Origin of the sequence: Halomonas sp. PBN3, from assembly GCF_000475415.1 — a bacterium.
Taxonomy (GTDB): Bacteria; Pseudomonadota; Gammaproteobacteria; order Pseudomonadales; family Halomonadaceae; genus Halomonas; species Halomonas shengliensis.
The window spans coordinates 24,337-30,668 of record NZ_AXCA01000205.1; the positions used below are offsets into that span (position 1 = coordinate 24,337).

Consider the following 6,332-nt stretch of genomic DNA (forward strand, 5'->3'; position numbering starts at 1 on the left):
GATCTAATAGAAGTTGGTCATGGTTGACAGCGCCGGGCCAACGGCCATCCACCGCATTCAACCGATCGGGACGAACGTCATGGATATCCGCAAGGTCAAGAAGCTGATCGAGCTGCTGGAAGAGTCGAACATCAGCGAAATCGAGATCCAGGAGGGGGAGGAGTCGGTGCGCATCAGCCGCCACCCCAACGGCGTCAACTGGCAGGCCCTCATGCCCCAGGGCTATGCCGCCCCGGCCCAGCCCAGTGCCCCCGCCGCCCCGGCACCCGCCGCCCCGGCACCCGCCGAGGCCGCGGAGCCGGCCGCCGAGGGCCCCAGCTTCCAGGGGCAGGCCATCAACTCGCCCATGGTGGGTACCTTCTACCGCTCCCCGGCGCCGGGCGCCAAGCCCTTCATCGAGGTGGGCTCCAGCGTCAAGAAGGGCGAGACGGTGTGCATCGTCGAGGCCATGAAGATGATGAACCAGATTGAGGCCGATCGCGACGGCGTGATCGAGGCGATCCTGGTCGAGGACGGCGAGCCGGTGGAGTTCGACCAGCCGCTGGTCGTCATCGCCTGAACCACGCCTCCTCCTTCATTCACCCGACACTGGCGGACCCATCATGCTGGACAAGGTACTCATCGCCAATCGCGGCGAGATCGCCCTGCGCATCCTGCGCGCCTGCAAGGAGCTGGACATCAGGACGGTGGCGGTACACTCCAAGACCGACCGTGAGCTGATGCACGTGCGCCTGGCCGACGAGGCCGTGTGCATCGGCCCGGCCCCCTCGGCCCAGTCCTACCTCAACATCCCGGCGCTGATCAGCGCCGCCGAGGTCACCGACACCAGCGCCATCCATCCCGGCTACGGCTTCCTCTCGGAGAACGCCAACTTCGCCGAGCAGGTCGAGCGCTCCGGCTTCACCTTCATCGGTCCCAGGGCCGAGACCATCCGCCTGATGGGCGACAAGGTCAGCGCCATCGAGGCGATGAAGAAGGCCGGCGTGCCCACGGTGCCGGGCTCCGACGGCCCGCTGCCCGAGGACGACGAGGCCCAGATCCTCGCCACCGCCCGGCGCATCGGCTACCCGGTGATCATCAAGGCCGCCGCCGGCGGCGGCGGGCGCGGCATGCGCGTGGTGCACACCGAGGCGCACCTGCTCTCCGCAGTGAACGTGACCCGTACCGAGGCCCACTCCGCCTTCGGCGACGGCACCGTCTACATGGAGAAGTTCCTCGAGAAGCCGCGCCACGTCGAGGTGCAGGTGCTGGCCGACGGCCAGGGCAACGCCATCCACCTCTACGACCGCGACTGCTCGCTGCAGCGCCGCCACCAGAAGGTGATCGAGGAGGCCCCCGCGCCGATGCTCGACCCCAAGGCGCGTGCCGAGGTGCTCGAGGCGTGCCGCGAGGCGTGCATCACCATCGGCTACCGCGGCGCCGGCACCTTCGAGTTCCTCTACGAGGACGGCCAGTTCTTCTTCATCGAGATGAACACCCGGGTCCAAGTGGAGCATCCGGTCACCGAGATGGTCACCGGCGTGGATATCGTCAAGGAACAGCTGCGCATCGCCTCCGGCCTGCCGCTCTCGATCCGCCAGGAGGACGTCGCCGTCTCCGGCCATGCCTTCGAGTGCCGCATCAACGCCGAGGACCCGCGCACCTTCATGCCCTCCCCGGGCAAGGTGAGCCTCTACCACCCGCCGGGCGGCCTGGGCGTGCGCATGGACTCCCACGTCTACACCGGCTACACGGTGCCGCCCCACTACGACTCGCTGATCGGCAAGCTGATCACCTGGGGCGCCGACCGCCAGACCGCGCTGACGCGCATGCGCATCGCCCTGGACGAGCTGCTGGTGGAGGGCATCAAGACCAACACCGACCTGCACAAGGACCTGGTGCGCGACGGCTATTTCCAGCAGGGTGGGGTCAATATCCACTACCTGGAGAAGAAGCTGGGGCTCTAGCCTCGAGGCAGGCGGCATAGCGCCCGAGCGCCTCTCCAGGGCTAGCCGCGAGGGGCGCCGGGGACAGGCTTGAAAGGGTCCTATTCCAAGGATGAAATCGGTAGCGCCCAGGGACGGGTTCACAGCGCCCCTGCACAAGCCTGTCACCGGGTCAGTCCCGAGCCTCCTGCACGCTCGACCAGGACCTCCGGGCCTGAACCCGGCGCCCCTCACCGCCGCACCACGCCATCATTCCGGGCCGCATCGTCACGCCATGCGGCCTGTTCACTCCTGAACCACCACGGAAGCGCCCATGCCCTGGCTGCAACTCAAGGCCCGTATCGCCCCGGAACAGGCCGAGTCCCTCGAGGAGCTGCTGCTCGCCGAGGGCGCCACCGCCATCACCCTGCAGGACGCCCACGACGACCCGGTGTTCGAGCCCGAGCGCGGCAGCACCCCGCTGTGGCACGAGACCGTGCTCACCGGCCTCTACGACGACCTCGAGGGGGTCGACGCCATGCTCGATCGGGTGCGCCAGGCCTGGGCCGTCGAGAGCCCCGAGGAGCCCTGCCCCGAGATCGAGGTGGAGCTGCTCACCGACCGCGACTGGGAGCGCGAGTGGATGGAGGACTTCCAGCCGCTGCAGATGGGCCAGCGGCTGTGGATCGTGCCCAGCTGGCACGCGCCGCCGGAGCCCGGCGCAGTGAACCTGCACCTCGACCCGGGGCTCGCCTTCGGCACCGGCACCCACCCCACCACTGCGCTATGCCTGGCGTGGCTCGACGGCCTGGCGGTGAGCGAGGCCCTCGACGGCCAGGCGGTGCTCGACGTCGGCACCGGCTCCGGGATACTGGCCATCGCCGCCCTCCGGCTCGGCGCGGCGCGGGCGGTGGGCACCGACATCGATCCCCAGGCGCTCACCGCGAGCCGCGACAACGCCGAGCGCAACGAGGTGGCCGAGGCAGCCCTGCGGCTCTGCTACCCGGAACAGCTCGACGATGCCGAGGCCTTCCCCATCGTGGTCGCCAACATCCTCGCCGGCCCCCTGGTGGAGCTGGCGCCGATGATCGCCGGCCACGTGGCCCCCGGCGGGCGCCTGGCGCTCTCCGGCATCCTCGAGGCCCAGGCCGAGGCAGTGCTCGAGGCCTACCGCGAGCAGGGGCTGGTGATGGACGAGCCGGCGTGCCGCGAGGGCTGGGTGCGCCTCACCGGTCGCCGTCCCGGCTGAGCCGGCCCCGGCTCGCCACTTCACCCCATCTCCTCGGGGGCGTATGATATGCCCCCTTTCCGCCAACGCTCCGAGCCATGTCCGAGACCCAGCCGCCAGCGCCGCGCATCGGCCACCACGCCCTTGGCAACCGGGTGATCCTGGCCCCCATGGCCGGCGTCACCGACCGCCCCTTCCGGCAGCTCTGCCGCCGCCTGGGTGCCGGCCTGGTGGTGGGCGAGATGGTCACCGCCGACCCCAGCCTGTGGCACACCCGCAAGTCCCGGCTGCGCATGGACCATAGCGGCGAGCCGGGCCCACGCAGCGTGCAGATCGCCGGCGGCGATGCCGCTATGCTCGCCGAGGCCGCCCGACTCAACGCCGAGATGGGTGCCGAAATCATCGACATCAACATGGGGTGCCCGGCTAAGAAGGTGTGCAACAAGGCCGCCGGCTCCGCGCTGCTGCGCGACGAGGCGCTGGTCGCCGAGATCCTCGAGGCGGTGGTGGCCGCGGTGGAGGTGCCGGTGACGCTCAAGATCCGCACCGGCTGGTGCGCCGAGAGCAACAATGGCGTGCGCGTGGCCCGCCTCGCCGAGCAGGCCGGCATCCAGGCCCTGGCGGTCCACGGCCGCCATCGCCAGCAGCGCTACACCGGCCACGCCGAGTACGACACCATCGCCGCCATCAAGGCTGCGGTGGGGATCCCGGTGTTCGCCAATGGCGATATCGACTCGCCGCACAAGGCCGCCGCCGTCCTCGACTATACTGGGGCGGATGCGGTGATGGTCGGTCGCGGCGCCCAGGGCAACCCCTGGATCTTCCGCGAGATCGACCACTACCTGCGCCACGGCGAGACGCTGGCGCCGCCGAGCGACGACGAGCGTGCCGGGGTGCTGCGCGACCACCTCGACGCCCTCCACGCCTTCTACGGCGAACACATGGGCGTGCGGATCGCTCGCAAGCACGTCGGCTGGTACCTGGCCGGCGACGCCCGCCTCGACGAGGCGCGGCGCGGCGAGCTCAAGGGGTGCTTCAACCGCCTCGAGAGCCGCCACGAACAGCACCGTTTCATCGACGATCTCTTCGGTCATGCCCGCCCGTCGGCCGCCGCGCCGCGCGAGCCGGGCGCGACCTCGAAAGGAACACGAGCCGCATGACCAGCCACGCCCTACCCTCCGACCCAGCGCTTACCCAAGGCCGCCCGCTCGACGATGACGCGCCTGACCTCGCCGCTCCCCAGGGTGGCCAGCAGCCCCTTCGCGAGGCGGTCGACCTCGCCATGCGCCGCTACTTCGCCCACCTCGACGGCGGCGACGTCACCGGCCTCTACGCCATGGTCATGGCCGAGGTCGAGGCGCCGCTGCTGGCCGCGGTGCTCGACCATACCCAGGGCAACCAGACCCGCGCCGCCGAGATGCTCGGCCTCAATCGCGGCACCCTGCGCAAGAAGCTCAAGCAGTATGACCTGATCTGACCCCGTTCCGGCGAAGGGAGCCCAGGGGCTCCCTTTCGCGTGTCGCCCCAGGGTCGACACGGCCTCGCCCCGTTCCTTCATGCCAGTAGAGAGTGACCCCATGGCCCAAGCCTCCCCCACCCCGGTTCGCCGCGCGCTGATCAGCGTCTCCGACAAGACCGGCATCGTCGACTTCGCCCGCGGGCTCGCCGAGCACGGCGTCGAGCTGCTCTCCACCGGCGGCACCTTCCGCCTGCTCCAGGAGAACGGCATCGCGGTCACCGAGGTCTCCGAGCACACCGGCTTCCCCGAGATCATGGACGGCCGGGTCAAGACCCTGCACCCCAAGATCCACGGCGGCATCCTGGGTCGCCGCGGCCAGGACGACACGGTGATGGCCGAGCACGACATCGCGCCCATCGACATGGTGGTGGTCAACCTCTACCCCTTCGCCCAGACGGTGGCCAGGCCCGACTGCACCCTGGAGGACGCCATCGAGAACATCGATATCGGCGGGCCCACCATGGTGCGTGCCTGCGCCAAGAATCATGCCCACACCACCATCGTGGTGGATGCCGGCGACTATGCTCGGGTGCTGGGCGAGATCGCCGCCCAGGACGGTGCGGTGAGTGACGCCACCCGCTTCGACCTGGCGGTCAAGGCCTTCGAACACACCGCCGGCTACGACGCCGCCATCGCCGACTACCTCGGCCAGCGGGTGCCCGGCGGCGAGGATGGCTTTCCGCGCACCTACAACCTGCAGTTCGTCAAGAAGCAGGCCATGCGCTATGGCGAGAACCCCCACCAGAACGCCGCCTTCTATGTCGAGGCCGACGCCAGCGAGCCCAGCGTGGCCACCGCCGAGCAGCGCAACGGCAAGGCGCTCTCCTTCAACAACGTCGCCGACACCGATGCCGCCTTCGAGTGCGTGAAGGCCTTCACCGAGACCGCCTGCGTGATCGTCAAGCACGCCAACCCCTGCGGCGTAGCGGTGGGTTCCAGCGCTCTGGAGGCCTACGACAAGGCCTTCGCCACCGACCCCACCAGCGCCTTCGGCGGCATCATCGCCTTCAACGTGCCGCTGGATGCCGAGACCGCCCGCGCCATCATCGACCGCCAGTTCGTCGAGGTGATCATCGCCCCCGGGATCGAGGAACAGGCCGCGGCGATCGTCGCCGAGAAGCAGAACGTGCGCCTGCTCGACGTCGGCGCCCACTGGCCCGGCAAGCGCGAGCACGCCCACGATTTCAAGCGCGTCACCGGCGGCCTACTGGTCCAGGACCGCGACCTGGGCATGGTGGGTCGCGACGAGCTCACCGTGGTCACCGAGCGGGTACCCACCGAGCAGGAGCTGCGTGACCTGGCCTTCGCCTGGAAGGTGGCCAAGTACGTCAAGTCCAACGCCATCGTCTACGCTAAGGATGGCCAGACCATCGGCGTGGGTGCCGGCCAGATGAGTCGTGTCTACTCGGCCAGGATCGCCGGCATCAAGGCCGCCGACGAGGGCCTCTCGGTGCCGGGCTCGGTGATGGCCAGTGACGCCTTCTTCCCCTTCCGCGACGGCATCGACGCCGCCGCCGCCACCGGCATCGCCGCGGTGATTCAGCCCGGCGGCTCCATGCGCGATCAGGAGGTGATCGACGCCGCCAACGAGGCTGGCATCGCCATGGTGTTCACCGGGATGCGCCACTTCCGCCACTGACGCCTGCGGCGAGGCGCAAGGCACAAGGAGCAAGGAGCAAGG

General features: G+C 69.6%; 6 protein-coding genes. All 6 read left to right on the forward strand.

The window, feature by feature from the left end:
• Positions 1-79: 79 nt before the first annotated feature.
• Positions 80-559: an acetyl-CoA carboxylase biotin carboxyl carrier protein gene (accB, locus tag Q673_RS33530; RefSeq protein ID WP_023007162.1), complete on the forward strand. Its 480-nt coding sequence runs from the start codon at positions 80-82 to the stop codon at positions 557-559.
• A gap of 43 nt (positions 560-602) precedes the next feature.
• On the forward strand, positions 603-1,946 hold the full coding sequence (gene accC / locus Q673_RS33535; protein WP_023007163.1) for an acetyl-CoA carboxylase biotin carboxylase subunit: 1,344 nt from the start codon (positions 603-605) through the stop codon (positions 1,944-1,946).
• A gap of 292 nt (positions 1,947-2,238) precedes the next feature.
• Positions 2,239-3,153 carry a 50S ribosomal protein L11 methyltransferase gene (prmA, locus tag Q673_RS33540; protein WP_023007164.1) on the forward strand — a complete coding sequence of 305 codons (915 nt, stop codon included), beginning with the start codon at positions 2,239-2,241 and terminating at the stop codon, positions 3,151-3,153.
• A 77-nt stretch (positions 3,154-3,230) separates the two neighbouring features.
• Entirely contained in the window at positions 3,231-4,292 is a 1,062-nt protein-coding gene (dusB, locus tag Q673_RS33545) for a tRNA dihydrouridine synthase DusB (RefSeq protein WP_023007165.1), read from the forward strand.
• Positions 4,289-4,609: a DNA-binding transcriptional regulator Fis gene (gene fis / locus Q673_RS33550; protein WP_023007166.1), complete on the forward strand. Its 321-nt coding sequence runs from the start codon at positions 4,289-4,291 to the stop codon at positions 4,607-4,609. Before dusB ends, fis begins: the two co-directional genes overlap by 4 nt.
• A gap of 100 nt (positions 4,610-4,709) precedes the next feature.
• Positions 4,710-6,290: a bifunctional phosphoribosylaminoimidazolecarboxamide formyltransferase/IMP cyclohydrolase gene (gene purH / locus Q673_RS33555; RefSeq protein WP_023007167.1), complete on the forward strand. Its 1,581-nt coding sequence runs from the start codon at positions 4,710-4,712 to the stop codon at positions 6,288-6,290.
• Positions 6,291-6,332: the final 42 nt, after the last annotated feature.